The sequence below is a fragment of the Brevundimonas sp. G8 genome (assembly GCF_902506205.1).
Taxonomy (GTDB): Bacteria; Pseudomonadota; Alphaproteobacteria; order Caulobacterales; family Caulobacteraceae; genus Brevundimonas.
Genome location: NZ_LR732816.1, coordinates 1,256,490 through 1,281,815, shown reverse-complemented (window position 1 = coordinate 1,281,815; position 25,326 = coordinate 1,256,490). Strand labels below are relative to the sequence as shown.

Below are 25,326 nucleotides of genomic sequence, written 5' to 3'. Positions count from 1 at the left end.
TCTCGGAAAGAGAAAATCGCCTTGTCTCAAGCGGCCCGCCAGGAAACGGCATCGACCGTCGATCAGATCAGCGCCCGCAACTTCGAGCGGCTGGCGCGCTATATCTACGACTACAGCGGCATCAAGATGCCGTCGTCGAAACGCACCATGCTGGAGGGTCGCCTGCGTCGTCGCCTGCGTACCACCGGCCATGCGACGTTCGACGGCTACTGCGATTATCTGTTCAAGGACGATGGGCTCGAGGCCGAGTCCGTCTTCCTGATCGACGCGGTCACGACCAACAAGACCGACTTCTTTCGCGAGCCGCGTCACTTCGACTACATGACCAGCCATGTCCTGCCGGAGTTCAAGTCGGCCGGCGTGCGCCGCATCCGCGCCTGGAGCGCGGCCTGTTCCACCGGCGCCGAGCCCTACACCATGGCCATGGTCATGCAGCGGTATGCGGACGAGCAGGGCGGCCCGGATTACGAAATCCTGGGGGCGGACCTGTCCACCGATGTGCTGGAGACGGCGCTGCGCGGCGTCTATCCCAACGAGATGCTGACGCCGGTTCCGGCGGAATACCGCCACTGGGTCATGTCGGCCAAGGACAAGACCCGCCGCGAAAGCCGCATCCACCCCGCTCTGCGCGCCAAGCTGTCGCTGGCGCGCCTGAACCTGATGGGCGACAGCTATGCCGTCGGCGAACCGTTCGACATGATCATGTGCCGCAATGTGATGATCTATTTCGACAAGCCGACCCAGGCCAAGGTCCTGAAGCGTCTGTGCGAGCGTTTGAAGCGCGGCGGCTATCTGTTCATCGGTCACTCCGAGAGCATCACCGGCATCGAACTGCCGCTGGTCACCGTGGCCAACACCGTCTTCCGAAAGACCTGACCCAAATGCCAAAGGTTCGCGTCCTGGTCATCGACGACTCGGCCAGCGTCCGCCAGACCCTGGTCGATGTGCTGTCCGCCGACCCCGGCATCGAGGTCATGGGCGTCGCCTCAGACCCCTTCGTCGCCGCGCGCCGCATTGCGGAGGACGTGCCCGACGTCATCACCCTGGATGTCGAGATGCCCCGCATGGACGGCATCACCTTCCTGCGAAAGCTGATGTCCCAGCGGCCGATCCCGGTGGTCATGTGCTCGTCCCTGACGGAAGCAGGCTCCGAAACCCTGATGCAGGCGCTGGAGGCCGGCGCGGTCGATATCATCCTGAAACCCCGTATCGGGGCGGCGGATCACCTGGCCGAAAGCGCCGATCGCATATGTGACGTCGTCAAGGCCGCCGCGCGCGCCCGAGTGGGCGCCCGCCGACCGACCAAGCGCTCGCTCGACCCCGGGACGAAGCTGACGGCCGACGCCATGCTGCCCCCGCCGTCCGGCGCCGCCATGGCGCGCACGACCGAGATGGTCGCCTGCCTCGGCGCCTCGACCGGCGGGACCGAGGCTCTGCGCGAGGTGCTTCAGGCCCTGCCGGCCAATGCGCCCGGCATCGTCATCGTCCAGCACATGCCCGCCGGCTTCACCGCCGCCTTCGCCAAACGGCTGAACAGCCTGTGCGAAGTGGAGGTCAAGGAGGCCCAGCATGGCGATCCCGTCCTGCGCGGCCACGTCCTGATCGCGCCGGGCGACAAGCACATGCTGCTGGAACGTCAGGGCGCCCGCTATCAGGTCGCTATCAAGGACGGCCCGCCGGTATCCCGCCACAGGCCGTCCGTGGACGTCCTGTTCCGCTCGGCGGCGCGCGCCGCCGGCCGCAACGCCATGGGCGTGATCATGACGGGCATGGGCGACGACGGCGCGCGCGGTCTGCTGGAAATGAAGGAGGCGGGGGCGACGACCCTGGCTCAGGACGAGGCGACCTCGGTCGTCTTCGGCATGCCGCGCGAAGCCATCGCGCGCGGCGCCGCCCAGAAGGTCACGGCGCTGGAACATATCGCCCGCGAGATCATGACCGTGGATCGCGCACGCTGACGCACAACGGCGGCTCAAACGGCCGCCGCTCTATCAGAACAGAATGTCGTCGAATTCTTCGGTGGCGTCGGTCGCCGCCATGACCCGTTTCGGGGCGTCTTCGGTCGCGTCAGCGACGGCATGGGCGGCATGGATCGTCCGCTCGCGCGCCATCGTGTAGCAGCGCCCGATTTCGCCAATGGCCTCGTGCACCACGTCGAGGATGTCGGTCATGTCGTCAACGGCTGGACCGGCGGCTTCGGCCAGAGCCAGAGCAACGGCGTTCAACGCATCACCCAGGTCTTCCTTCAGGCTCAACTGATCAATGGCTGAGGACAGCGACTGGGCGGTCGCTTCGCTGTGGCTGCCCAGACCGGCGAGGTCGTGCTCGACCACATCGGCCGCCTGACGCAGACGGCCGCGCACGGCGTTCAGGCGAACGGCGTCCACCTTGTCGTCCTTGTGGGTGGAGACATCCATGTCGCTGGCGAGGTCGGACAGGGTTTTGAGCGAGCCCAGAGTCTGATCCGCAGCTTCCTCCAGATGCCCCGCATGGCTGCTGAGTTCGATGGCGATGACGCTCAGCGGCTTACCGATCTCGCCCAGACGATTGCAGCGCAGGCTGCTGTTGATGGCCATCTGCTGGATGTCGCGCTTGACCCGCTGAATGGCGTCGACGCGGTGCGTCAGGGCCTCGACCGCCGAGACGGTGCCGCTGCTGATCCTGTGGGCGTTGGCCATCGCCGCCGTGACGTCTTCGACCAGGATGCCGGCGTCGCCCAGGCTGTTCTCCAGTCCGCGCAGCCCGCCGCCCTGACCCGAGGCGTCAACTAGGTCATGCACAATCAGGATCTGGGCCGTGTCCTGCGCCATCCCGGCGAGGCCCTTCATGACCTTGGCGGCTTCTGTTTCGAAATCTGTGGCGATGTCCGCCATCTGGTCGGCGAGCAGATGAAGCAGGCGTCGTTCGGCGCGATCCCGCCCCTCTTCGGACAGGTCGGCCTCACGTTGCATCTTGGCTGTGACTTCCAGGCCCAGCTGGACGTGTTCGATCCGCTGGCGGGTGATGTCGCCGATCTGCAGCGCCATCAGGGCCTTGCCGACCTTTAGCTGAATGTCGCGCGCGATGGCCGCGACCGAACCGGCGACCTTAACGATGCGGGAGTGGTGCGACTGAATGGCTTCGGCATCGACCGCCAGACGGTTCGGCACCGACGGGATCAGCGTCTTGTATTTTCCGCCCAGACCCAGCTCGAACGCCTTCGCGCCCTCGAGCCGTGCGGTCAGGCTTCGGATTTCTTCGCCCAGGTCGTCGAGTTGCGACACGCCCAGATCCAGCTGATCGCACATGCGTTCGGCGAAGCCCGCGAACTCGTCCGATGCGCGGATCGTGCCGCCGGCGGTGATCTTCACGTTGAGGGCGAACGCCCGCAGATAGCGCAGGGTGGTGCGCATCTCGTCGATATGCGCCTCCAGCGTACCGCTGGCGGAGCGCAGCTTGGTCAGATAGCCGACGCGGCCTTCCTGCGCAGCGGGCAAGGCGTTCAAGCCGTCTGCGGTGGACAGCAGTTCTTCGGTGGTCTGCGACACCGTCGCGGCGTTCAACGTCACGCCCAGTCGATCCAGCGACTCGATCAGACGCCCCACCATGTCGAGCGATCCCGCCAGACGCAGGCCTGCGTCCGAGAACCGGCTCTCGATCAGGGCGCGCGCCGTTTCGAGCTGCGCGATGATGCTTTCGGAGCCGAAAACGACGGGCGTTCCGGCGACAACCTTAAGATGTGCTTGGGTCTGCACGAACCAACTCGTTCTGAGGGGTGACGACACAAGCGTAGCCGGGACATGAGAACCGAAGGTAAAGACCCCCCGTCCGGCGTGCCGATTTTGGCGAAACCTTCTGCCATCGTTAGCAGCGTGGGCGGTGGTGAGAAGGAGATGGCGCACCCGACAGGATTCGAACCTGTGACCCCTGCCTTCGGAGGGCAGTACTCTATCCAGCTGAGCTACGGGTGCGCATGCGGCGTGACGCCGGAAAGGGCCGCTTACAGCATGGCGCGGGCGGTCTCAATCCCGAATGCGCAGGATGGCGCGAACTGGCGCAAGCATCTGAGGTCCCATCAAGTCAGCGGCCTCAAACAGCGCGAAGCGCGGTAGGCCCAAAAGAAAGCAGTAGGCGCGCGCGCCCTACTGCGCCGTCATGCCGCCGTCGATCTTGAACTCAGAGCCCGTGACGAACTTCGACTCGTCCGAGGCCAGGTAGAGGACGCAATAGGCGACATCGTCGGGTTCGCCGATCCGCTTCAGCGGGATGCCGCGCGCCAGGCGTTCGTGGGCCTTGTCCTCGTCGCCGCCGGCCATGGCGATGAAGGGGTCCAGGATCGGGGTCTTGATGAAGACGGGGTGGACCGAGTTGCAGCGTACGTTCCAGTCGGCTTTGGCCGCCTCCAGCGCCAGGGTCTTGGTGTACATCCAGACGGCGGCCTTGGTGGCGTTGTAGGCGCCCATGCCGGGGGCGGCGACGAGACCGGCGATCGAGGAGATGTTGACGATCGAGGCCGGGGCTGCGGCCCGCAGATGCGGCATGGCGTATTTGGCGCCCAGCATGATGGAGCGCAGATTGATCTCGTATTGACGCTGCCAGTTGTCGACCGTGTCTTGTTCGACGAAGGCCAGGGGGCCGCCGACGCCGGCGTTGTTGATGAGGACCGACAGGCCGCCGAGATCGGCGACGGCCGTGGCGACCACCCGTTCCCAGTCGGATTCGCTGGCGACATCCTGGGCATAGGCAAAGGCGGCGCCGGGCAGCTCGTCATTGATCCGGTCCGCCAGAACGCCGGCGCGCTGGCCGTCGATGTCGGTGACGGCGACACGGGCGCCTTCGCGGGCCAGCATGAAGGCCATCGCTTCGCCCAGACCGCCGGCCGCGCCGGTGATCAGGACGGTCTTGCCGGCGACGCGGCCGGGGCGTTCGGCGCCGCTCACGACTTGACGCCCATGCCGGCGGCTGCGTCGTCGATGAAACGGGCCAGGGCGACGTCCTTGTCGGTCACGCCGCCGGCGTCATGGGTGGTCAGAAGCACCTCGACCCGGTCATAGACGTTGGACCATTCGGGGTGGTGATCCATCTTGTCGGCCATCAGGGCGACGCGGGTCATGAAACCGAAGGCGGCGTTGAAGTCGGCGAACTTCAGCGTCCGCACGATGGCCGGGCGGTCGCCGTCGAAAGCGCGCCAGGCGGGCAGATCCTTAAGCGTTTCCGCTACGTCAAGACGGGCGTCGATCATGCTGTTTCCTCTTTTCTTCAGGCCTAAGGCGCCCGGATGATCGCCGCAAGCGGACGTGACGAGGGTGTCCCGGCGTGGCGGAACACATGGTCAAGCTTGCGCGTTCTGACTGTCATGACGGCGTTTCGCGTCGTCCGATCGTCAGTGGGGCTTAAGATGGACAATCTCTGGATCGCCGCCCTGGATGCGGCCGACCGCAAGCGGATCGAACCGCACCTGAAACAGGGCGAGATCGCGCGCGGCCAGATGCTGTACGACGCCGGCGAGGCGGTCGATCAGGTCTGGTTTCCGATCAAGGGAGTGGTGTCGCTGATGACCATTCTGCCCGACGACAAGATGGTCGAGACCGCCGCCATCGGCCGCGAAGGCCTGATCGGCGTCACCTGCGGTCCATTCAACGCCCGCGCCGCAAGCCGGGCCATTTCCCAGCGTGACGGGGTCGCCGCCCATTGTTCCGCCGAGGCGTTCGGCGAGGCCCTGGACGCGAGCGAGAGCCTGCGCCTGGCCCTGTCGCGGTTCACTGAAGGACTGATGGCCCAGGTCCAGCAGGCCGCCGCCTGCAATGCCCAGCACCGGCTGGACGAACGGCTGGCGCGCTGGCTGCTGATGTTGCACGACCGGGCCGAGGATGACCGCATCGACCTGACCCAGGCGGATATCGCCGGCATGCTGGGGGTGCGTCGCGCCACCGTGTCCGAGGTCGGGACGGTGCTGGAGGGCAAGAGCTTGATCCAGCGCGGGCGCGGCTGGGTCAAGGTGCTGGACCGCGACGGCCTGGAGAAGGCGTCGTGCGGTTGCTACGGCCTGATGCGTGACGTGATGAAGGATCTGAAGCTGCCGCAGCCGCAAGCCGCCTGACTTCGGGTGACGGCGGCGCGGCGACGCGCTAGACGCTTTGACATGACCGACGCCTCCTCCCACGGCCCGCATTCCTCGGGTGATCGTTCCTCCTTCGGATTCCGCGACGTGGACGCGCGCGAGAAGGTCAAGATGGTGCGCGGGGTCTTCGATTCCGTCGCCTCCAGCTACGACGTGATGAACGACCTGATGAGCGTGGGCGTCCACCGCATCTGGAAGGACATGGCGGCCGCCAAGCTGAACCCGCGCCCAGGCGAGACCATCCTGGATGTGGCCGGCGGCACCGGGGACATGGCGCGACGCTATTCGAAGATGGCGCGTGCGGCCCAGGAACGGCGCGGAGGCGAGGACGCCAGCGTGATCGTGCTGGACTACAATGCCGAGATGATCCTGGCCGGCGTGCACAAGGGCGGCGAGCCGGAGATGCAGTGGAGCGTCGGCGATGCGATGAACCTGCCCCTGCCTGACGCCTCGGTCGATGCCTATTCGATCAGTTTCGGCATCCGCAACGTGGCCCATATCGACAAGGCCCTGTCCGAGGCGCGGCGCGTGCTGAAGCCGGGCGGCCGGTTCCTGTGCCTGGAGTTCTCGCGCCCGACCACCAGCCCGATCCGCAAGGTCTATGACGCCTGGTCCTTCCACGCCATTCCGCGCATCGGCGGCTGGGTCGCCAAGGATCGCGAGAGCTATCAGTATCTGGTCGAGAGCATCCGCCGCTTCCCCGACCAGGCGACCTTCAAGGGGTTGATCGAAGACGCCGGTTTCCGCCGCGTGTCCGTGACCAACCTGTCGGGCGGGATCGCCGCCATCCACCACGGGTGGGCGATCTGACCAGCCGGATCTATCGCACGGCTCCGCCGCCGCCCGCGACCGTGGCGGTGCAGAACCCGGTGGCGTCTTTCCTACGCCTGCTGGGCTGGCTTTGGGTGCTGGTGCGCCACGACGCCCTGGTGCCGCGGGAGGTCACGCCGCTGCTGCCCGCCTGGACCCGGCCCTTCGCCCGGTTCGTGCAGATGCTGTCCGGCAAGGCGGGCCGTCAGGGCCGGCCGGGTCAGAGGCTGGGCAAGGCGTTCGAACATCTGGGGCCGGTGGCGATCAAGCTGGGCCAGGTGCTGGCCACGCGGGCCGATATCTTCGGCCTGGAGTTCGCGCGCGACCTGGGCCGGCTGAAGGACGCCCTGCCGCCCTTCTCGCAGGAAGAGGCGCGGCGCGAGATCGAGAAGTCGCTGGGCCGGCCGGTCGAGAGCCTGTTCATCGATCTGAGCGAACCCGTCGCCGCCGCCTCCCTGGCCCAGGCGCATCGCGCGACCTTGGCCGACGGCCGGGCCGTGGCGGTCAAGGTGCTGCGGCCGGGGGTCGAGCGGCGGGTCTACAACGGGCTGGATTCCATGCGTCTGGGCGCGCGGCTGGTGTGGCGGCTCGTACCGATGGCGCGCCGGCTGGAGCCGTCGGCCTTCGTCGAGACCATCGCCAATTCTCTCGATCTGGAACTGGACATGCGGCTGGAGGCCGCCGCCGCCAGCGAGATGGCCGATGTCCTGGCCAAGGACGGATACATGTCCGCCCCGGCCGTGATCTGGGATGGCGTGGGCAAGCGGGTGCTGACCCTGGAGTGGGCGCAGGGCGTGCCCATGACCGATCCGGCCCTGGCGGACCTGCCGGGCCTCGATACTGACCTGCTGGCCGACAATGTCGTTCGCGCCTTCCTGGTTCAGGCCCTGGACCACGGGGTGTTTCACGCCGACCTGCACGAGGGAAATCTGTTCGCCAGCGCGCCCGCCCATCTGACGGCCATCGACTTCGGCATCGTCGGGCGGCTGGGGCCGGCCGAGCGACGCTATCTGGCCGAGATCCTGTGGGGCTTCATCAGCCGCGACTACGACCGGATCGCCCGCGTCCATTTCGAGGCCGGCTACGTGCCCGCTCACCATTCGGTCGAGACCTTCGCCCAGGCCTTGCGCGCCGTGGGCGAGCCGGTGATCGGCCGCGCGGCCAGCCAGGTCTCGATGGGCCGGCTGCTAGGCCAGTTGTTCGAGATCACCGCCCTATTCGACATGCGGCTGAGGCCCGAGCTGATCCTGCTGCAGAAGACCATGGTCTCGGTCGAGGGCGTGGCGCGTCGCTTGCAACCCGACCACGACCTGTGGAAGGCCGCCCAGCCGGTGGTGGAACGCTGGATCCGCCGCGAGCTGGGACCCCAGGCCCAGGCCAGGGACGCCCTCAACGAGATGATCGCAGCGGCGCGCGCCATCTCGCGCCTGGTGCAGGAACCGCCGCGTCCGGCGGCGGTGGTCATCGAAAAGTCGGGAACTCCGGCTTGGCTGGTGGCTTCAGTCACGGTCGCGGTTCTCGCGGCTCTGACGGCCCTGGGCCTTTCGCTCTGGCCCTATCTGTCCTGACCGGAGCTTTCGCTATGAAGCCGACCCTGATGAAGACCGCTTTGGCAGCCGCCTTGTTGCTGGCGCCCGTTCCCGCCTTCGCCCAAGCCGCCGCCGGCGCCGTGCCGAACGCCTTTGATCGGCCTGCGCAGTCGGCGACCACTCAAGCGCGACCTGCTCCTGCTGCACCCGCGCCAGCCGGCGCGGCCCAGGCGCCCGACATCGCCCGTTCGGAAGAGGCGTTGCGCGCCGTTATCGCCGCAGCCCAGGGGGCCGGGTTCGACTATGCGGACTTCACGACGGGTCTGGGAACCCAGATCCGCCAGCAGGAGGCCCAGGTCATCCCGCTGATCAAGGGCTTCGGCGCGATCAAGACGGTCCAGTACGTCAGGCAGGAAGGCGAGGCCCAGATGTTCAAGGTCACCTTCGACAACCAAGTCACCGAATGGATGATCGGCTTCGACGCCGAGGACAAGATCGCAGCCCTGCTGTTCCGCCCAGCCGAAAGCTGATCGCTCAGGTCTCCGTCGCGGGCGGCGCGTCGTCGTCCGGGATGGGGCCGGTCTGATGGTACAGGCGCGCCGCCGCGTAGCAGGGCGCCACGGTGCAGGTCTTCATCACCAGGCGCACGGTGTAGGCGCCGTTCGCCGAGGGCTGGATGTTTATCACCGGCGCTGAGTCCGGAAGCGTGTCGCGTTCGACGATCTTGCCCGCCGGATCGAGCAGCTCCATATCGAGGTCGGAGCATTCGTTGTCGCATTCGCCCAGGATGCGATAATTCTTGCCGTTCTCAAGGTTCAGTTTCCAGACGTGAACTTCCGTCGGCTGCATCGCGACGACCACATCTTCGACGCCGGCGACGGGCGAAAAGCCCTTGGCGAGTTCCTTAGCGGCTTCGTCAAGATAGCCGCGCGCCACGCTGCGAATTTCGGCTCGATCCCGAGCGGACATGGAAACCTGAGGCGTTGCGGCGATGACGGCCTTGTCCTGTTCGGACTGGGCCGGCGCCTGAGGTCCGGGATCGGCGCTGTCCTTCTTTCGGACCTCGTATTGGCCGCAGGCGGCGAGGCCACCCGTCGCCAGCATCAACCCGATCGTCATCGCCCGAAATCGCCGCATCCGCGCCTCACTCAACCGTTGCTGTGGAAGCTGAACGATATCGAACAAAAGACGTTCCTGCGTCTCAGTCGTCCTGACGGGGTTTTCCCCTGCCGGACTTGATCGTGGACCGCGTAGTCTTGGCCTTCAGCCGTCGCTCTTTCGACGCCTTGGTCGGGCGCGTGGGCACGCGATAGACGGGTCGGATCGAGGCCTCGTCCACCATCGTCTGTAGCCGTTCGATGGCGTCGGCGCGGTTGCGCTCCTGGGTGCGATGGCGGACGGCGGTGATCAGGATCACCCCTTCCAGCGTCAGACGACTGCCGGCCAGCTTCATCAGCCGCGCCTTGACCGGATCGGTCAGGGAGGGCGAGTTCTTGACGTCGAATCGCATCTGGACGGCGGTCGAGACCTTGTTGACGTTCTGACCGCCCGGCCCGCCGGCGCGGTAGAAGTGGAACTCCAGCTCGTCCTCTGGAATGACGGTGGTCATGTCGCCGCCTTGTGCGCCTTGACCACGGCCTGATCCAAGGCCTGCAAGAACCGTGAGCGGTCGGCGGCCGAGAAGGGCGGCGGGCCGGAGGTGGCCACGCCCATGGACCGCAGATGCTCGCCCACCATCCGCCCGGCCAGGGCCGAGCCGATGGAATCCGGCGTGAAGGGCTGGCCATTGGACTTCAGCGCCTGGGCCCCCGACTTCAGGCAGCGGTCAGCCAGCGGGATGTCGGCGGTGATGACGACGTCGCCCACGGTCGCGCGCTCGGCGATCCAGTCGTCGGCGATGTCGGGCCCGGCGTCCACCACCACCTGTTCGATCAGGGCCTCGCGCGGCACCTGCATCCAGGTGTTGGAGACCACATAGGTCTTCAGCCCATAGCGGCGGGCGACGCGATAGACCTCTTCCTTCACCGGGCAGGCGTCGGCGTCGATGTAAAGAACCGTTGGCATGGGCGTGACCTAGCGCGGACGCGACAAATGAAAAAGGGCGGGACCGCGAGGCCCCGCCCTTTCCGTTCAGACCGAAGCGATCGTCAGTTCCGATAGGCCGGCGGCATCGGCGTCTGCTGGCGATAGCGGTCGCGCAGCATCAGCGGGCGGCTGGTTAGCGGCTGTTCGACGCCATTGACGAAGATCGCCGACGGTTGGCTCAGCGGCTCCAGCGGATCGCCGGACCAGACCACCACGTCCCCGGCGGCGCCCGGCGTGATCTGGCCGAATTGTCCGGCCATGCCGAAGATCTTGGCCGGGTTGACCGTCAGGGCGGCGATGGCGGCGCCGTAGGGCAGGCCGTGCGAGACGGCGTTGCCGGCGTTGTAGCGGGCCTCGCGGGCGCGGTGGGTCGAGCCCTCGTTGCCCTTGATGGCGATGACGACGCCGGCCGCATTCAGGGCCGCCGCATTCTCCATCCGCGCCGCCCGCATCTCGAAATCGCTGGGCAGGTTGGAGATGGGGTTCAGCAGCACCGGCACGCCGGCGGCGGCGATGTCGCCCGCGACCAGCCAGCCCTCTTCGGCGCCGTCCAGGATCAGCTTGATCCCTTCCTCTCGCGCCAGGCGCAGCACCTGCTGGATGTCCGAGGCGCGGTGGACGCTGACGATCAGGGGCATGGTCCCGTTGGCGACCGGGATCAGCGCCTCCAGGTCCGCGCGCGACAGGCTGAGGTCGCGCAGACCCGCCCGCTCATAGGCCGACTTGTTGCGGGCATAGAGGCGGACCTCCGACAGGGTCTCCTTGAACAGGACGAACTGCGCCCCGCGCGCGCCGCCGGCGATGCCCGCGCCGGCCTCGCCGAACGGCGCGACCATGGCGACGCGCGGCTTGACCAGGATGTCGGTCCCCTGACCCAGGTTGATGATGGCCGCCTGGCCCGCGAACAGGCCGGGCGTCTGATAGCCGCCGTCGCCGGCGCCGGCCGTCTCGTCCTCATGGACATGGCCGCCGGATGAGCCGGGATGCTGGGGCACGACGATGGCGCGGGTGATGCCGCCCAGCCGCGCGACCGGCAGGGTGAAGGACCAGGGGTCCAGCCCGTAGGAGATGTCGAATGCCGCGCTGAGGGTGTTGGCGCTGTTGCGCAGGGCGTTGGTTCCGCTGACCGAACTGACCTCGGTGCCGGCAAGGCCAGAATCGACGGCGACGAAGCCGGGCGCGACCGTCTTGCCCGCCGCGTCGATGATGCGCGCGCCGGAGGGGGCGACCCCGGCGCCGACCGAGACGATCTTGCCGTCACGAATGACGACCGTGCCGTTTTCGATGACGGAGGTTCCGGTCAGGATGCGGCCGCCGACGATGGCGACCGTCTCCTGTGCAACAGCAGGGGCGGCGAGAGACAGCGCCACGGCGGCGCCGGCGATCAGGTGCGAGAGACGCATCAGCGGGCTCCTTCCGTGACGTTGGCGGCGGTCAGGCCATAGCCCGGCTGACCCAGCTCGAAGTCGCTGGTCGGCTGATAGGCGGGGTCGGTCCGGTCGAAGGTCAGGGCACCGTCGATGAAGACCTGATCGGCGCGGGCGTAGATCGAGAAGGGATCGGCGCTCCAGATCACCACGTCGGCGCGCTTGCCGGGCTCCAGCGAGCCGGTCTGGTCGGCGATGCCGATGGCCTTTGCGGCGTTGGAGGTGATCCAGCCGATGGCATGTTCCTCGGAGATGTTCAGACCGGCGCGACGACCGGCCGACAGTGCGGCGGCGGCCTCCTGGTTCAGGCGCTGGGTCAGTTCCGCGTCGTCGGAGTGGATGACGGCGCACGATCCCTGCTGTGCGTCCACCAGGGCGGCGTTTTCCTCGATGGCGTCCAAGGCTTCCATCTTGAAGCCCCACCAGCCGGTCCACATGGCCGCGCAGATGCCGTTGGCCGCCAACTGGGGCGCCAGCTTGTAGGCCTCGGTGGCGTGGTGGAAGGTGGTGATGTGGTAGCCGAACTCCTTGGCCATATCCATCATCAACGCCATTTCGTCGGCGCGGTAGCAGTGGTTCTGGATCAGGATCGACCCGTCCAGAACCCCGACCAGGGTCTCGTTCTGAAGATTGCGGGTCGGGGCCGCGCCCTCGCCGTCGGCGCGCCACTTGTCCCATTTGGCCTTGTAGTCGCGTGCGGCGATGAAGGCGGCGCGATAGCCCGCCATATTGCCCATGCCGGTCGCCGGGCTCTGGTTGCGGCCGCCATAGACGCGCGACGGGTTCTCGCCGCAGGCCATCTTGACCGTGTAGGGGGCGGCCGGAAACTTCAGGCCCTGCATGGTGATGGAGGGTACGTTGCGGATGGTCACGCCGCGTCCGCCGAACAGGTTGGCCGAGCCGGGCAGGATGTGAAGCGTGGTCACGCCGCCGGCGCGGGCGGTGTTAAAGCCGGGATCCTGGGGCCACAAAGAATGTTCGGCCCAGACCTGGGCGGTGTTCGGGCTGGTCGCCTCGTTGCCGTCGCTCATGCCGCTGACGCCGGGCGACGGATAGACGCCCAGGTGGCTGTGCACGTCGATGACGCCGGGGGTGACGTAACGGCCGCGCGCCTCGATGACGCGATAGCCGGTCGGGACGGGGGTCGAGGCGTCGCCGACCGCGGCGATCTTGCCGTCCGTGACCACGACCACGCCGTTCTCGATCTTGCGGTCCGTGCCGGTCAGGACCGTGGCGCCGACCACGGCGAAGTTCTCGCGCGGTAGGGGCTGATAGGTCGAGGGATAGGGATCCAGCGTGGTCGCGGGATCCAGGCCGGCGGCCAGGGTCTGGTCCTTGGACGGTTTCGCGGGGGTTTCGTCGGGGGTCTGGCCGGTGGTGGCGCAGGCCGACAGGCCCAGCACGGCGCATGTAATGGCCGCGAGGCTGACGCCCCGCAGATGATGTCCGATCATCGAAATCCTCTCCCCGCGAATGCGTCAGCCCCGACGCCGCTTGCAGCCGTCATAGAAAGGCGTTCGGTCACGACCGTCAAAAGGTTTCGGTGTTCGCCGGTAGACGCCTTGGCCCGCGACAGCTAACGGCAGGCGCATGAGCTCCGACGACCGTCCCGAGGACGAAAACCCGCATCTCGACCGCCCGCTGCGGTCGTTCGGCCGCATCAAGGCCCGTCCGATCAAGCCCCGCCAGGCGGCGCTGATGGAGACGCTGCTGCCGCAGATCGCCGTGCCCGATCCCAAGGCGGGGCCGCTGGACCCCAAGGCGATGATGCCCGAGGCGACCGAGGTCTGGCTGGAGATCGGCTTCGGCGGCGGTGAACACATGGCGGCTCAGGCGGCGACACGGCCGGACGCCCTGGTGATCGGCTGCGAACCCTTCCTGAACGGCGTCGCCTCGGCCCTGCGACACGTCGAGGAGCGCGGTCTGAAGAACGTCCGCATTCATGCCGACGACGCGCGCGATCTGGTCGACGCCCTGCCGGACGCCTCGGTGGATCGGGTGCTGATCCTGTTCCCCGACCCCTGGCACAAGGCGCGCCACAACAAGCGTCGCTTGCTGCAGGACGAGACGGCCCAGGCCGTCGCCCGCATCCTGAAACCGGGCGGCACGCTGCGCTTTGTCACCGACTGGCTGGACTATGCCGAATGGGCGCTGGAACGGCTGAACCGCACGCCGGGTCTGGAACGGATCGGCGCCCCCGACCAAGACTGGTTCGTCCCGCCCGCCGACCATGTCGTGACCCGCTATGAAGAAAAGAAGCTGGGCGACACCGCGCCGGTCTTCCTGGAGTTTCGAAGGACGAGATGACGCAGGCGCTGCGTAGTTTTACGCATCCGACCCTTTCGCGGATATTTAACGAACCTCGTTAGTACTGTCCCAACAGGTGAGATTTGGGACGGGGAACATGAAGGCTTTGACGATTGGCGGGCGGATCAATCTGCTCGCTCTGGTGACCATGGCGGGGCTTTTGGTCATCACGGGTCTGTCGCTGATGCGGCTAGATGCTGCGATGCGCGCCGATATCGCCGACCGGACCAAGGCCTCCGTCGAGATCGCTTATAGCGTCGTGGCCCACTATCAGGCCGAGGAACAGGCCGGTCGCCTGACCCGCATTCAGGCCCAGGACGCCGCCAAGGCGGCCGTCGGCGCCATGCGCTACGCAAACGACGACTATTTCTGGATCAACGACATGCATCCCACCATGGTGATGCACCCGATGAAGCCTGCCCTGAACGGCACGGATCTGAGCGAGAACAAGGACGCCGAGGGCGTGCTGATGTTCAAGGAGTTCGTCAGCGTCGTTCAGCAGAAGGGTGAAGGCTTCGTCGATTATCAGTGGGCCAAGCCGAACCAGGAACAGGCCTCGCCGAAGATTTCATTCGTGAAGGGTTTCGCGCCCTGGGGCTGGGTGATCGGCTCGGGCGTCTATACCGATCAGATCGCCGCCGCGGTCGGCAAAGCGGCCTTGACCTTGGGCGCCATGGCGCTGGCGGTCGCGCTGGTGATCGGGGCGGCCGGCTGGTTCATCGGTCGGTCGGTGTCCGCGCCCGTGGTGGCCTTGGGCCGGCGCATGCGCGGCCTAGCCGATGGCGACAAGACTACGGAAATCCCCGGCGTGATGCGTGGCGACGAGATCGGCCAGATGGCCGCTGCTCTTGCCATCTTCCGCGACGCCGCCATCGAAAAAGACCGTCTGGAGGTCGAGGCCCTGTCGCAGCGCTCCATGAGCGAACAGGAACGCGCCGCACGCGAGGCCGAAAAGGCGCGCGAGGCCGAGGCCGACCGCGTCACCATCCAGGCCCTGGGCCAGGGCCTGTCGGCCATGGCCGACGGCGATCTGACCTATCGGATCGAGGCCGAGTTCGCGCCCAAGGCGGCGCAACTGAAGACCGACTTCAACGCCGCGGTGGCCCAGCTGCAGCAGGCCGTGTCGGTGGTGGTCGCCAACATCTCGGGCATCCGTTCGGGCGCCGGCGAGATCAGCCAGGCTGCCGACGACCTGTCGCGCCGCACCGAACAGCAGGCCGCCGGTCTGGAAGAGACCGCCGCCGCCTTGGACGAGATCACCGCCACGGTGAACAAGACCGCTTCGGGCGCGCGCCAGGCCTCCGATGTCGTTCAGGCCGCCAAGGGCGACGCCGAGACCTCGGGCGTCATCGTCCGTGACGCAGTCCAGGCCATGCAGGCCATCGAAGGATCGTCTTCGCAGATCAGCCAGATCATCGGCGTCATCGACGAGATCGCCTTCCAGACCAATCTTCTGGCGCTGAACGCCGGGGTCGAAGCCGCCCGTGCGGGCGAGGCCGGCCGCGGCTTTGCCGTCGTCGCCTCGGAAGTCCGTGCCCTGGCCCAGCGTTCGGCCGAAGCGGCCAAGGAGATCAAGACTCTGATCTCCACCTCGACCACCCAGGTGGGATCGGGCGTCAAACTGGTCGGCCAGACGGGGGAGGCCCTTCAGCGGATCGTGGATCGGGTCGCCGAGATTGACGGGCTGGTCTCGGAAATTGCGGCCTCTGCTCAGGAACAGGCCGTGGGTCTGGCCCAGGTCAACACAGCCGTGAACCAGATGGACCAGGTCACCCAGCAAAACGCCGCCATGGTCGAGCAATCGACGGCCGCCAGTCATTCTCTGGCTCAGGAGGCCGAAAGCCTGCAGGCCTCGGTCGCCCAGTTCCGCGTCGGCTCGACCGTAGCATTGGCGCCGGCCCCCGCTCCACGCAAGGCCTCTGCAACCGCCGCCCCGCCGGCGCGCTCGCCCCATCTCGCCGCTGCGCTGAAGACGGTCGGCCGAGGCGGCGCCGCGCCCAGGGTCGCCGCGATGGCGGCCGAGGATGGCTGGGAAGAGTTTTGACTTAAGGGATCGGGAGGGCTGGCGTTTGGACGGCGCACCGCCCAGCTATGGCGCCAACCGGAGCCACGGAATGACCTTCTCGATCTACGACGCCGCCTAGCCGATCTTCGTGCGCGGCCTGACCAATCTGTCGGGCTGGCTGGACAAGGCGTCGGCGGAGGGCTTCAACGAAGCCGCCCTGATCCAGGCGCGTCTCTATGACGACATGCGGCCGCTGGCGTCGCAGGTCCAGCTGGCGTCAGACTCGGCCAAGGGCGCCGTCGCGCGACTGGCGGGCGTGGACAATCCGGCCATGGCCGACACCGAGACGACCTTCGCCGAGCTGAAGGATCGCATCGCTCGCACGATCGCCTTCATCGAGAGTGTGGAGCCCGCCGCCTTCGCCGGCGCCGAGACCCGGCCGATCGTGGTGAAGACGCCGAACCGCGAGCTGAACTTCGCCGGCGTGGGCTATCTGACCAGCTTCGTCCTGCCCAACTTCCACTTCCACCTCACGACCGCCTACGCCATCCTGCGCAAGGAAGGCGTGCCGCTGGGCAAGATGGATTATCTGGGTCAGCTGGCGCTGATTTGACCCCCGACTTCGCCCCAAGCTGACGAAGAGGGCTGACAAGCGATCGTGAACAGCCTATATGGCCCCTCACATCGTTAGACCGGCGTCCAACGGCGTCGTTCCAAGCGGCGGCCCGGACGGACCGCCGCTTTTGTTTTGGATACTCGTCGCTTGCGCGCAAGAACCGCCCAGGACCGCCAACTGCTGGAGCTGATCGACCCCATCGCGGAGTCGCTCGGTCTGGAGGTCGTGCGCGTCCGCCTGATGACCGGCTCCAAGCGCCAGCGCCTGCAGGTCATGGCCGAGCGCCCGTCCGACCACGACATCTCGGTCGAACAGTGCGCCAAGCTGAGCCGCGCCGTATCTGAGGTGTTCGACGCCGCCGACCCCATCGCCGGCGAATATATGCTGGAAGTCTCGTCGCCCGGCATCGACCGGCCCCTGACCCGTCCCATCGACTTCGACCTGTTCGAGGGCGAGGAGGCGCGGCTGGAGACCGATCGGATGATCGAGGGCCGCAAACGCTTCAAGGGCGTGCTGGCCGGCTATGAGGACGGCAACGTCTTGATCGACCTGGACGGCGAGGAAGAGACCGCCCTGATCCCCTTCGACTGGCTGAGCGACGCCAAGCTGGTCTTGACCGACGCCCTGATGAAACGGGGCGCCGCCATTCGCGCCGCGCGCGGCGAACCCGAAGACGACGGCCTGCCCGAAGGGGAAGCCGCTGAACTGACAACCGACACCACGACCCCTTCTGAGGACAACGCCTGATGGCCGTCACCGGTATTTCCGCCAACCGCCTCGAACTGCTGCAGATCGCCAATGCGGTCGCGCAAGAAAAGAACATCGAGCGCGAGGTCGTCATCGAGGCGATCGAAGAAGCCATCCAGAAGGGCGCCAAGTCGCGTTACGGCGCGCATCACGACATCCGCGCCAAGATCGACCACAAGACCGGCGAACTGTCCCTGACCCGTCACGTCACCATCGTCGAGGACGACTGGATGCCGGAAGACGAGCTGGAAGAGTTCAATGACAGCGCCATGGTGCGCCTGACGGACGCCTCCAAGCGTGACCCGGAGGCCGAGGTCGGCAAGGAATATGTCGAGACCCTGCCGCCGTTCGAGTTCGGCCGCGTCCAAACGCAGATGGCCCGTCAGGTTGTCACCGGTAAGGTCCGTGAGGCCGAGCGCGCCAACCAGTACGAAGAGTTCAAGGATCGCGTCGGCGAGATCGTCAACGGCACGGTCAAGCGCGTCGAATACGGCAACACCATCGTCGACCTGGGCCGGGGCGAGGGCGTCATGCGCCGCGACCAGTCCATCCCGCGCGAAGTGTTCAACATCGGCGACCGGATCCGCACCTACATCTACGACGTCCGCCCCGAGGCCAAGGGGCCGCAGGTCATGCTGTCGCGCGCCCACCCCGGCTTCATGGCCAAGCTGTTCGCCCAGGAAGTGCCGGAAGTCTATGACGGCGTGATCGAGATCCGCGCCGCTGCGCGTGACAGCGGTTCGCGCGCCAAGATGGCCGTCCTGTCCAACGACAGCTCCATCGATCCCGTCGGCGCCTGCGTCGGCATGCGCGGCTCGCGCGTTCAGGCGGTCGTCGCCGAACTTCAGGGCGAGAAGATCGACATCATCCAGTGGAACCCGGACGAGCCGACCTTCATCGTCAACGCCCTGGCGCCGGCCGAAGTCTCCAAGGTCGTGCTCGACGAAGAAGCCGGCCGCGTGGAAGTCGTCGTGCCGGACGAACAACTGTCGCTGGCCATCGGCCGTCGCGGCCAGAATGTGCGCCTGGCCTCGCAGCTGACCGGCTGGCAGATCGACATCATCACCGAAGCGCAGGACAGCGAGCGTCGCCAGCGCGAGTTCAGCGAGCGCACCGGCCTGTTCCAGGAAGCCCTGGACGTGGACGAGGTCATCGCCCAGCTGCTGGTCACCGAAGGCTTCGCCACGGTCGAAGACCTGGCCTATGCCGATCCTTATGAAGTCTCCGAGATCGAAGGCTTCGACGAGGAGACCGCCGAGGAACTGCAGGCCCGCGCCCGTGAGTTCCTGGACAAGAAGGCCGCCGAGCTGGACGCCAAGCGCGTCGAACTGGGCGTCGAGGACGGCGTGCTTCAAGTGCCGGGCGTGACCCTGGCCATCGCCGTCGCCTTGGGCGAAGGCGGCGTTAAGACGGTCGAGGACCTGGCCGACCTGGCCACCGACGAAATCCGCGGCGGCTACGAAGTCAAGAACGGCGAACGGGTCAAGGTCCCGGGCGTTCTGGAAAGCTTCAACCTGGCCCAGGAAGACGCCGAATTGCTGATCCTGCAGGCCCGTGTCGCCGCCGGCTGGATCGACGCTTCGGAACTGCCGCAGCCCGAACCGGAAGAGTTTGAAGACGGCGAGTTCGCCGAGGGCGAATACGACCCGGACCAGGTGTTCGGCGATGCGCCCGCTGAAACCGAAGCCGACGCCGGCGGTTCCGACGAAACGGAGGTCCTCGCCGAGGACGACTCCGAACCGTCGAACGCGTGATGGAAGACCTGGCCACATATGAGCTTGCGCGACGCAACGATCGATAGGGAACGCCGGGACCTCGTCTCTCACGAGGTCATGGACGAATCTCGCCTGATCCGTTTCGTCGCCGGGCCCGATGGCCAGGTGGTTCCCGACCTGGGCAGGAAACTGCCCGGACGTGGCCTGTGGGTCGAAGCCAGCCGCGCCTCGGTCGAGGCGGCGGTCAAGAAGAACGGCTTCACCCGCTCGGCCAAGACCAAACTGACTGCCCCGGCTGACTTAGCCGATGTCGTCGAACGGCTGCTGGTCCGGCGCTGTCTCGACCAGCTGGGTCTTGCCCGGCGCGAAGGCGTTCTTATATCCGGGTTCGAGAAATCCGCCGCGAACATCCGTTCAGGCAAGGCCGCCTGGGTCTTGGAAGCCGCCGACGGCGCCGCCGACGGACGCGGAAAAATCCTCGCCCTGGCCCGCCATCAGACCTCCAAGATCTGTGGCGCGTTCACGGCGGACGATTTGAGTTTGGCCCTTGGGCTGGAAAATGCGATACACGCCGTCCTGCTTGCGGGCGGACGCGCCGATCGGTGGACCATAGAGGTCGAACGACTGGCTGGATTTCGGCCGCTTCGCCCCCCTCACTGGGACATTTCCAGTGTCGAGGACGGACCGGCGGGAGCAACCCCGACTGACCTTGATAAAGGTGGGGCGAGCTGAGGATTTTGGCGGCCGAGGGCCTGTCTCCAAGGGCGGAGACGGGCTCACGGTCGTTCATGGGTATTAGATGAGGACGGCGGGCCTTTCCGCCCCGAGTAAAGCGACCGGATGAGCGACGAAAACGACAAGACCAACGAAGGCCAGGGCAACGCGGGCGGCACGCCGTCCCAGACGGGGCCGCGTGCTCCGCTGAGCCTGAAGCCGCGCGTTGTGGGATCGGTCCCGACCGGGACCGTGAAACAGAGCTTCAGCCATGGCCGATCCAAGACGGTGGTGGTCGAGACCAAGCGCCGTGCCGGCGCCGGCGGACCTCAACGTCCGCAGGGCTTCGATGTCGCACGTCCGCAACAGACCTCTCAGGCGCCACGTCCGCAAGGTCAGCGTCCGTCGCAACCCGCCGGCGGCGCCCTGTCGCCCGAGGAGCAGGAAGCGCGTCGCCGCGCCATCGCCCTAGCGACACAGGCCAACGCCGCCAAGGCTGACGCCGCCGCCGCCGCCAAGGCCGCTGCCGACGCCGCTGCTCGCGAACAGGCCGCGGCCACCGAACGCGCCGCCCAGGCCGCGCGCGACGAAGCCGCCGCCGCCAAGGCTGCTGCCGAAGCCGCCCGCGCCGAGGCCTCCAAGCTGACCGCCGCCGCGCCTCAGCCGGCCAAGCCTGCGCCCAAGCCGGCGGCTCCAGCCGCCGCTGCGCCGGCTCCAGCACCTGTTGCGCCGACGCCGGCTCCCGCCGCCCCCGTCGCGGCAGCGCCTGCCGCCCCGGCACGCCCGGCTGCTCCGGCTCGCCCGGTCGTCAACTTCGGCCAGCGCGTGCCCAAGCCCGGCAATCCCCAGCGCGCGGCGCCTGAGCGTCCCGCCTTCGGCGGCCGTTCGGCCCGCGAACAGGCCATGGGCGGCGGAGACCGCGCCTATTCGGATCGTCCGCAGGCCGACCGCCCGCAAGGCGCACGTCCGGCTCCCGGCGGCGCAGGTCGTCCGCAAGGCGCCAAGCCCGCTGAGCCCGTTCGCTATTCGGCCCTGAACCCGCGTCCGGCCCCCGGCGCCGCCCGTCCCGGCGGCGCGCGCACTGGCCCTGGCGGCCGTCCGACCCCGAACGCCCCCCCGGCCGAGGCCAATGTTCTGCGTCCGGCCCGTGCGCCCGGCGCCGGCTTTGGCCGTCCGGTCGGTCGCGACGATGATCGCGAGAAGCGCTTCTCCGACGCCGGCAAGGCGGTCAGCCGCACGCGCGGCGAGCCGAAGCGTCGCGAAGGCCGCATGACCATCCAGTCCGTGGTCGGCGACGGCGACGCCGCCGAGCGGATGCGCTCGCTGGCCTCGGTCCGCCGCGCTCGCGAACGCGAGAAGGAAAAGCGTAAAGGCGGCTCGACCGACGCGCCGAACCGTCCGCGCGAAGTGGTCATCCCCGACGTCATCACCGTTCAGGAGCTGTCCAACCGGATGGCCGTGCGCGGCGTCGACATCATCAAGTTCCTGATGAAGCAGGGCCTGATGATGAAGATCAACGACGTGATCGATTCCGACACCGCCGAACTGGTGGCCGAAGAGTTCGGCATGGCCGTCAAGCGCGTCTCGGAATCCGACATCGAGTTCGGCTTCCTGGGCGATGCGGACGACGCCGAAGCGGCGGAGACCCGCGCGCCGGTCGTGGCCATCATGGGCCACGTCGACCACGGCAAGACCTCGCTGCTGGACGCCCTGCGCACCACGGACGTCGCCGGCGGCGAAGCCGGCGGCATCACACAGCACATCGGCGCCTATCAGGTGCGTCTGGAAGACGGCCAGAAGGTCACCTTCCTGGACACCCCGGGCCACGCCGCCTTCTCGGCCATGCGTGCGCGCGGCGCCAATGTGACGGACATCGTGGTTCTGGTCGTCGCCGCCGACGACGGCGTCATGCCGCAGACGATCGAGGCCATCCAGCACGCCAAGGCCGCCAATGCGCCCCTGATCGTGGCCGTCAACAAGATGGACAAGCCGGGCGCGACTTCTCAGAAGGTCGTCAACGAGCTGCTGCAGTACGAAGTCATCGCCGAGAGCCTGGGCGGCGACGCCCAGATCATCGAGGTGTCGGCCAAGGAGCGGATGAACCTCGACGGCCTGCTGGAGGCCATTCTGATCCAGGCCGAACTGATGGACCTTCGCGCCAACGCCGATCGTTCGGCCGAGGGCGTGGTCATCGAGGCCAAGCTGGACAAGGGTCGCGGCCCGGTCGGCACCGTCTTGGTCAAGCGCGGAACGCTGAAGCGTGGCGACATCGTCGTCGCCGGCGGATCGTGGGGCAAGGTTCGCGCCCTGCTGAACGAGCGCAACGAGCAGCTGACCGACGCAGGACCCTCCGTCCCCGTCGAGATTCTGGGTCTGGACGAGGCGCCGTCTCCGGGCGAGGTCTTCGCCGTGGTGGATTCGGAGGGCCGCGCTCGTGAGTTGACCGAATACCGCCAGCGGGTGAAGCGCGAGAAGGCCCAGGTCTCGGGCGGTTCTGTGTCGCTGGTCGACATGATGTCGCGCCTGCAGTCCAAGAAGGTCTCGGAACTGCCGGTCGTCATCAAGGCGGACGTGCAGGGTTCGGCCGAAGCCATTGTGGGTTCGCTGGACAAGATGAGCACCGACGAGGTGCGCGCCCGCACGGTCTATTCCGGCGCAGGCGGCATCACCGAGAGCGACGTCAACCTGGCCAAGTCGGCCGGCGCGCCGATCCTCGGCTTCAACGTCCGTGCCTCGAAACAGGCGCGTGATCTGGCCGACCGCGAGGGCGTCGAGATCCGCTACTATTCGATCATCTACGACCTGCTGGACGACATTAAGGGCGTGCTGTCCGGCATGCTGGCGCCGCTGCAACGGGAAACCTTCCTGGGCAACGCCGCAGTTCTGCAGGTGTTCGACATCTCCAAGATCGGCAAGATCGCCGGTTGCCGCGTGTCGGAAGGCGTGGTCCGCAAGGGCGCTCGCGTCCGTATCGTTCGCGACGACGTGGTGGTGCTGGAGCTGGGCGTGCTCAACACGCTCAAACGCTTCAAGGACGAGGTCAACGAAGTCACGGCGGGCCAGGAGTGCGGCATGCAGTTCCAGGGCTTCCAGGACATCAAGGAAGGCGACTACATCGAGTGCTTCACGGTCGAAGAGATCAAGCGCACGCTGGACTAGTTCGCGTTGCGAGCCCCTCAGAGACAAAGGCCCGGAACCCAAGTTCCGGGCCTTTTCTTTTGCCGAATCCCGCGCATGATGTTCAGTGTCGCGCGCGGGGCGCCGCGCGGGGATCGTCATTCATGAGCAAGCCCCACCTGCCGTCGGGCGATTTCTTCGGCGCCGCCTCGCGGACGGTCGAGGCCGGCGGTTTCCGCGTCGGCCTGTGGGTCGCCAGCCGCCCGCCCGAGGGTGTCGAGCTTCACGCCCATGACGACGCCCATTTCATCCTGGCCTTGGACGGCGGCTATCGCAGCCTGGCCCATGATCCCCTGACGCCCAAGAACGCCGCCTTCGGTCCCGGCGCCTTGGTGTGGAATCCGCCGGGGGTCGAGCATCGGGACTGTTTCGACGTCGCCGGCGGCCGCTTTCTGTCGATCAGTTTCGATCCGCCTAAGCGCGCCGGACGCGGCGACCCGATGCGGTTGCGCGGCGCTTTGGCCGAAGGGGTGGCGCGTCGTCTGGTCGGGGTGGCCGGGCGGTTCGCAGAGGGGGACGCGGTCAGGATGGAAGGGCTGACCCTGGATCTGGCGGCGTCGGTCCTGTCGCCGGGGGAGGTGGACGAGGATCCTGCGCCGGATTGGCTGTTGCGCGCCCATGACGTCCTGCACGACCTGGCCGATCAGCCGGGACTGGAGGTGGCGACGGTCGCCCGCCTGGTGGGGGTCCATCCCGTCTCCCTGGCCCGCCGTTATCGCCGCCACTTCGGCTGTTCGCCCGCCGTCGCCATCCGTCGTGCACGCGCGGACCGGGTGGCGGGACAGATCGCGCGCGGACTGGACCTGGCCGAGTTGGCCCTTGGCGCGGGCTATGCCGACCAGAGCCACATGACGCGCGAGTTCGGCGCCCTCTATGGCCTGACGCCGGCTCGCTACCGCGCCCTGTTCGCCTGATCGGTTGCGTCTGTTCAAGACGGGCGGCTCGCCGCGTGGGATGTCCGGCCGTTACTTCTTCCAATCCAGGAACGCCATGCGTCATCTGCTTCTCGCGACCCTCGGGCTCGCGCTCGTCTCCGCACCGGTGATGGCCGAGCCGAACTGGCCGGTCGCCGCACCCGAAACCCAGGACGTTTCGGCCGAGGGTCTGGCGGCCATGGACGCCGCCGTTCGCGCCGGGACCTTCCACAAGATCACCAGCATCCTGATCGCCCGCCACGGCCGGCTGGTGCACGAGGTCTATTTCGATGAGGCGGGCCGCGAGAGCCGCCGCAACACGCGCTCGGTCACCAAGACCGTCACCGCCATGCTGGTCGGCGCCGCCGTCGCGCGTGGCGAAATCGCCAGCGTCGACACGCCGGTCCTGCCCTTCGTCTCGGACCACGGCCCGTTCGACAATCCCGATCCGCGCAAGGCGGCGATCACGGTCGAGGATTTGCTGACCATGAGTTCCCTGCTGGAATGCGACGACGACAATTCGTTCTCGCGCGGCAACGAGGAGCGGATGTATCTGATCGAGGACTGGGTGAAGTTCGCCATGGACTTGCCGGTGCGCGGCTTCCCCGACTGGATTCCCCAGCCCGAGAACCAGCCTTACGGCCGGGCCTTCTCCTATTGCACGGCGGGGGTGACCACGCTGGGGGCCGTCGTTCAGAAGGCGACGGGCGAGCCGCTTAAGGACTTCGCGCGCGAGGCCCTGTTCGGTCCGTTGGGGATCGAGGGCGAGCGATGGCAGATGTCGCCGATGGGGCTGGCCCAGGGCGGTGGCGGACTGGGGCTGCGCAGCCGGGACCTGCTGACCCTGGGTCAGTTGCTGCTGAACCACGGCCGCTGGGACGGACGCCAGGTGCTGCCCGAGGCTTGGACTCGCGCCATGACCGCGCCGCACGCCAGCGTCGATCCGCAGAAGGGCGACTACGGCTACCTGATCTGGCTGCCGACCTATCAGGTCGCCGGCGCGCCGCATCCGGCCTGGACCATGTCGGGCACGGGCGGCAACAAGGTCGCGATCATCCCGGACCTGGATGCGGTCGTGGTGGTGACGACCGAGAACTTCGACGTTCGCAATCCGCACGGGCTGGCCGACACCTTGATCGCGGACCATGCGCTGGCGGCGATGAAGTAAGGGCGTTCGTTC

Annotated in this window: 23 protein-coding genes and 1 tRNA gene; 15 read left to right on the top strand and 9 right to left on the bottom strand. The window is 67.4% G+C overall.

Features of this window, described 5'->3' with window-relative positions; translation table 11 throughout:
* The first annotated feature begins 21 nt into the window (after positions 1 to 21).
* Both CHRYSEO8AT_RS06275 and CHRYSEO8AT_RS06270 read left to right on the top strand, forming a co-directional pair.
* Complete coding sequence (locus CHRYSEO8AT_RS06275) at positions 22 to 876, top strand: protein-glutamate O-methyltransferase CheR (RefSeq protein WP_159847845.1); 855 nt, start codon at positions 22 to 24, stop codon at positions 874 to 876.
* Between the two features lie 5 nt (positions 877 to 881).
* Entirely contained in the window at positions 882 to 1,958 is a 1,077-nt protein-coding gene (locus CHRYSEO8AT_RS06270) for a chemotaxis response regulator protein-glutamate methylesterase (protein WP_159847843.1), read from the top strand.
* Positions 1,959 to 1,991: 33 nt separating this feature from the next.
* Here CHRYSEO8AT_RS06270 and CHRYSEO8AT_RS06265 read toward each other — a convergent pair whose 3' ends face one another.
* From CHRYSEO8AT_RS06265 to CHRYSEO8AT_RS06250, 4 genes are all read right to left on the bottom strand, one after another.
* Positions 1,992 to 3,734 (bottom strand): hypothetical protein, encoded by a 1,743-nt coding sequence (locus CHRYSEO8AT_RS06265; protein WP_159847840.1) that lies wholly within the window; start codon positions 3,732 to 3,734, stop codon positions 1,992 to 1,994.
* 139 nt (positions 3,735 to 3,873) lie between these two features.
* Positions 3,874 to 3,950 (bottom strand) — tRNA-Arg (locus CHRYSEO8AT_RS06260).
* A gap of 171 nt (positions 3,951 to 4,121) precedes the next feature.
* Entirely contained in the window at positions 4,122 to 4,919 is a 798-nt protein-coding gene (locus tag CHRYSEO8AT_RS06255) for an SDR family oxidoreductase (RefSeq protein ID WP_159847837.1), read from the bottom strand.
* Positions 4,916 to 5,221 (bottom strand): 4a-hydroxytetrahydrobiopterin dehydratase, encoded by a 306-nt coding sequence (locus CHRYSEO8AT_RS06250; protein WP_159847834.1) that lies wholly within the window; start codon positions 5,219 to 5,221, stop codon positions 4,916 to 4,918. Before CHRYSEO8AT_RS06250 ends, CHRYSEO8AT_RS06255 begins: the two co-directional genes overlap by 4 nt.
* A 156-nt stretch (positions 5,222 to 5,377) precedes the next feature.
* Here CHRYSEO8AT_RS06250 and CHRYSEO8AT_RS06245 point away from each other — a divergent pair, with 156 nt between their 5' ends.
* The 4 genes from CHRYSEO8AT_RS06245 to CHRYSEO8AT_RS06230 are packed head-to-tail and all read left to right on the top strand — an operon-like array spanning position 5,378 to position 8,969.
* Positions 5,378 to 6,079 (top strand): Crp/Fnr family transcriptional regulator, encoded by a 702-nt coding sequence (locus tag CHRYSEO8AT_RS06245; RefSeq protein WP_159847831.1) that lies wholly within the window; start codon positions 5,378 to 5,380, stop codon positions 6,077 to 6,079.
* 42 nt (positions 6,080 to 6,121) lie between these two features.
* The gene (gene ubiE / locus CHRYSEO8AT_RS06240) at positions 6,122 to 6,910 is read left to right on the top strand and encodes a bifunctional demethylmenaquinone methyltransferase/2-methoxy-6-polyprenyl-1,4-benzoquinol methylase UbiE (RefSeq protein ID WP_159847828.1); all 789 of its coding nucleotides are present in this window, start codon (positions 6,122 to 6,124) and stop codon (positions 6,908 to 6,910) included.
* The gene (gene ubiB, locus CHRYSEO8AT_RS06235; protein WP_159847823.1) at positions 6,898 to 8,478 is read left to right on the top strand and encodes a 2-polyprenylphenol 6-hydroxylase; all 1,581 of its coding nucleotides are present in this window, start codon (positions 6,898 to 6,900) and stop codon (positions 8,476 to 8,478) included. The genes ubiE and ubiB overlap by 13 nt, the downstream gene beginning before the upstream one ends.
* A 14-nt stretch (positions 8,479 to 8,492) precedes the next feature.
* A complete protein-coding gene (locus CHRYSEO8AT_RS06230) occupies positions 8,493 to 8,969 on the top strand; it encodes a hypothetical protein (protein WP_159847820.1) in 477 nt (158 codons plus the stop codon).
* A gap of 4 nt (positions 8,970 to 8,973) precedes the next feature.
* Here CHRYSEO8AT_RS06230 and CHRYSEO8AT_RS06225 read toward each other — a convergent pair whose 3' ends face one another.
* The 5 genes from CHRYSEO8AT_RS06225 to CHRYSEO8AT_RS06205 all read right to left on the bottom strand — a co-directional run bounded on the left by CHRYSEO8AT_RS06225 (position 8,974) and on the right by CHRYSEO8AT_RS06205 (position 13,405).
* Positions 8,974 to 9,558, bottom strand: coding sequence for a hypothetical protein (locus CHRYSEO8AT_RS06225; RefSeq protein ID WP_159847817.1), 585 nt, complete (start codon positions 9,556 to 9,558; stop codon positions 8,974 to 8,976).
* Between the two features lie 82 nt (positions 9,559 to 9,640).
* A complete protein-coding gene (gene arfB, locus CHRYSEO8AT_RS06220) occupies positions 9,641 to 10,048 on the bottom strand; it encodes an alternative ribosome rescue aminoacyl-tRNA hydrolase ArfB (protein ID WP_159847814.1) in 408 nt (135 codons plus the stop codon).
* Positions 10,045 to 10,503: a YaiI/YqxD family protein gene (locus tag CHRYSEO8AT_RS06215; RefSeq protein ID WP_159847811.1), complete on the bottom strand. Its 459-nt coding sequence runs from the start codon at positions 10,501 to 10,503 to the stop codon at positions 10,045 to 10,047. The genes arfB and CHRYSEO8AT_RS06215 overlap by 4 nt, the downstream gene beginning before the upstream one ends.
* An 83-nt stretch (positions 10,504 to 10,586) precedes the next feature.
* Positions 10,587 to 11,927, bottom strand: coding sequence for an amidohydrolase family protein (locus tag CHRYSEO8AT_RS06210; protein ID WP_159847808.1), 1,341 nt, complete (start codon positions 11,925 to 11,927; stop codon positions 10,587 to 10,589).
* A complete protein-coding gene (locus CHRYSEO8AT_RS06205; RefSeq protein ID WP_159847805.1) occupies positions 11,927 to 13,405 on the bottom strand; it encodes an amidohydrolase in 1,479 nt (492 codons plus the stop codon). The genes CHRYSEO8AT_RS06210 and CHRYSEO8AT_RS06205 overlap by 1 nt, the downstream gene beginning before the upstream one ends.
* A gap of 136 nt (positions 13,406 to 13,541) precedes the next feature.
* Here CHRYSEO8AT_RS06205 and trmB point away from each other — a divergent pair, with 136 nt between their 5' ends.
* The 9 genes from trmB to CHRYSEO8AT_RS06160 all read left to right on the top strand — a co-directional run bounded on the left by trmB (position 13,542) and on the right by CHRYSEO8AT_RS06160 (position 25,314).
* The gene (gene trmB, locus CHRYSEO8AT_RS06200; RefSeq protein WP_159847802.1) at positions 13,542 to 14,258 is read left to right on the top strand and encodes a tRNA (guanosine(46)-N7)-methyltransferase TrmB; all 717 of its coding nucleotides are present in this window, start codon (positions 13,542 to 13,544) and stop codon (positions 14,256 to 14,258) included.
* A gap of 97 nt (positions 14,259 to 14,355) precedes the next feature.
* Positions 14,356 to 16,302, top strand: a complete 1,947-nt coding sequence (locus CHRYSEO8AT_RS06195; protein ID WP_159847799.1) for a methyl-accepting chemotaxis protein — start codon at positions 14,356 to 14,358, stop codon at positions 16,300 to 16,302.
* A 109-nt stretch (positions 16,303 to 16,411) separates the two neighbouring features.
* On the top strand, positions 16,412 to 16,876 hold the full coding sequence (locus CHRYSEO8AT_RS06190) for a DUF1993 family protein (RefSeq protein WP_370514228.1): 465 nt from the start codon (positions 16,412 to 16,414) through the stop codon (positions 16,874 to 16,876).
* 150 nt (positions 16,877 to 17,026) lie between these two features.
* Positions 17,027 to 17,626, top strand: a complete 600-nt coding sequence (rimP, locus tag CHRYSEO8AT_RS06185) for a ribosome maturation factor RimP (protein ID WP_159847796.1) — start codon at positions 17,027 to 17,029, stop codon at positions 17,624 to 17,626.
* Positions 17,626 to 19,380 (top strand): transcription termination factor NusA, encoded by a 1,755-nt coding sequence (nusA, locus tag CHRYSEO8AT_RS06180; protein WP_159847793.1) that lies wholly within the window; start codon positions 17,626 to 17,628, stop codon positions 19,378 to 19,380. The genes rimP and nusA overlap by 1 nt, the downstream gene beginning before the upstream one ends.
* Before the next feature lie 18 nt (positions 19,381 to 19,398).
* Positions 19,399 to 20,073, top strand: coding sequence for an RNA-binding protein (locus CHRYSEO8AT_RS06175; protein WP_159847790.1), 675 nt, complete (start codon positions 19,399 to 19,401; stop codon positions 20,071 to 20,073).
* A gap of 108 nt (positions 20,074 to 20,181) precedes the next feature.
* On the top strand, positions 20,182 to 23,214 hold the full coding sequence (gene infB / locus CHRYSEO8AT_RS06170) for a translation initiation factor IF-2 (protein WP_159847787.1): 3,033 nt from the start codon (positions 20,182 to 20,184) through the stop codon (positions 23,212 to 23,214).
* 122 nt (positions 23,215 to 23,336) lie between these two features.
* Positions 23,337 to 24,146: an AraC family transcriptional regulator gene (locus CHRYSEO8AT_RS06165; protein ID WP_159847784.1), complete on the top strand. Its 810-nt coding sequence runs from the start codon at positions 23,337 to 23,339 to the stop codon at positions 24,144 to 24,146.
* Between the two features lie 76 nt (positions 24,147 to 24,222).
* A complete protein-coding gene (locus CHRYSEO8AT_RS06160) occupies positions 24,223 to 25,314 on the top strand; it encodes a serine hydrolase (RefSeq protein WP_159847781.1) in 1,092 nt (363 codons plus the stop codon).
* The last annotated feature ends 12 nt before the right edge of the window (positions 25,315 to 25,326 follow it).